This is a genomic window from Gilvimarinus sp. F26214L, from assembly GCF_054401055.1.
Genome location: NZ_JBTIYG010000033.1, coordinates 1 through 1,684 on the forward strand (window position 1 = coordinate 1; position 1,684 = coordinate 1,684).

Annotated in this window: 2 protein-coding genes; both read left to right on the forward strand. The window is 59.6% G+C overall.

The genetic code is table 11. The features are described from left to right. Positions 1 to 1,009: Mu transposase domain-containing protein (locus ACURWW_RS17170; protein ID WP_445618378.1), on the forward strand; the 1,009-nt coding region annotated here is incomplete at its 5' end. After that, the coding region (gene istB / locus ACURWW_RS17175) for an IS21-like element helper ATPase IstB (protein ID WP_458618521.1) at positions 1,002 to 1,684 on the forward strand (683 nt) is incomplete at its 3' end. The genes ACURWW_RS17170 and istB, both read left to right, overlap by 8 nt.

Sequence of the window (1,684 nt, forward strand, 5' to 3'; positions counted from 1 at the left end):
CTGGGCCTACGCCCAGGTCGTCTACGGCGGCGAGAGCTTCAGTGCCCTGGCGGACGGGCTACAACGCGCCTTCAGGGTCAGCGGCGGTGTTCCGCGACAACTACGTACCGACAGCCTGAGTGCTGCCTACAAGAACCGACAGGAGCAAAACGACTTCACAGAGCGATTCGCCGGGCTGTGCCGCCATTACAATCTCCAGCCTACCCGCAATAACCGGGGGCAGGCACATGAGAACGGAGCGATCGAGTCGCCCAACAATCATATCAAGCAACAACTCAAGCAGGCTCTGCTGTTACGGGGCAGCTTCGACTTTGGCACCCGGGCTGAATACCAGGCCTTCCTACAGGGTGTCCTGGACCGCCGTAACCGCCGTGTCTCAACCGCCTTTAAAGACGAGCAGCGACAATTACAACCGCTGCCCATTTACGATAGCGTCAACTACAGCCAGCACGCGGTTCGGGTCAGCAGTACCAGCACCATTGCGCTGAAACGAGTAACTTACACCGTCCCGTCACGTCTAATCGGTAGCCGCCTGACGGTGCACCTGTTCGATGACCGGCTGGAACTCTGGTGTGCAGGCCAGCACACACTAACCCTCCCACGCCAGTACGCCTCCAAGCAACAACGCCTGCGCAGCATCGATTACCGCCACGTGATCGAGTCATTGGTCAAAAAGCCCCGCGCCTTCCGCCACGCCCAATGGCGCGACGAGCTATTGCCCAATGAAGATTATCGACGTATCTGGAGCTACGTGGACAAAACCCTGGCTGCGGACGCCGCCTGCCACTACATCGTTCGCCTGCTCCACCTCGCCAAGAAGAGCGACCGGGAAGATACCCTGGGACGCTTCGTCTTGGCCGGTATAGAACGTGACGCGCTCCCCAGCATCCTGCACTGCGAGGAACGCTTCCTTGTCTCACCGCGCATGCTACTGCCCGGTATGGTCGTTCAGCAACATGCATTGAGCGACTACCAATCCTTGCTGACCACAGGGGGCTGCCATGAGTAACGTCGCCGCCAGCCTGCCTCTTATGTTGAAAAGCCTGCGCTTGGCCAGCATGCAAAAGCAGTGGCGAGCGCTAGCTGAGAAAGCCGTCAGCGAACACTGGGCGCCTGAGCAGTACCTGGTCGAGCTATGCACTATCGAACTGGCCACCCGGGAGGACAAACGGCTACACCGCTACTTGAAAGAAGCCACCTTGCCACCCGGTAAGCAACTCGGCGACTTCGACTTCCATGCGGTGGAGGGCGTCACCCAGCAGCACGTCCGCCAGCTAATCAACCAGCCGGACTGGGTCAAACGCGGCGAGAACGTGCTGCTGTTCGGCGCCAGCGGCCTGGGCAAAACGCACCTGGCGTGCAGCATTGGCTACGGACTGGTCGACGCTGGTATCCGGGTCAAGTTCATGCCGGCCACCGACCTGGTGCAGTCACTTCAACGAGCCAAGGCCGAGCTGAAACTGACCGATCTGCTCAACAAGCTAGACCGCTACGCTGTACTCATTGTCGACGACCTGGGGTACACCCAGAAGACCGAGCAGGAGACCAGCGTGCTGTTCGAGCTCATTGCTCATCGCTACGAACGACACAGCCTCGTGATCACCTCTAACCAAGCGTTCGAGAGCTGGGACAAGCTGTTCGACGACAGTGTCATGACGGTTGCCGCCATCGATCGATTGGTCCA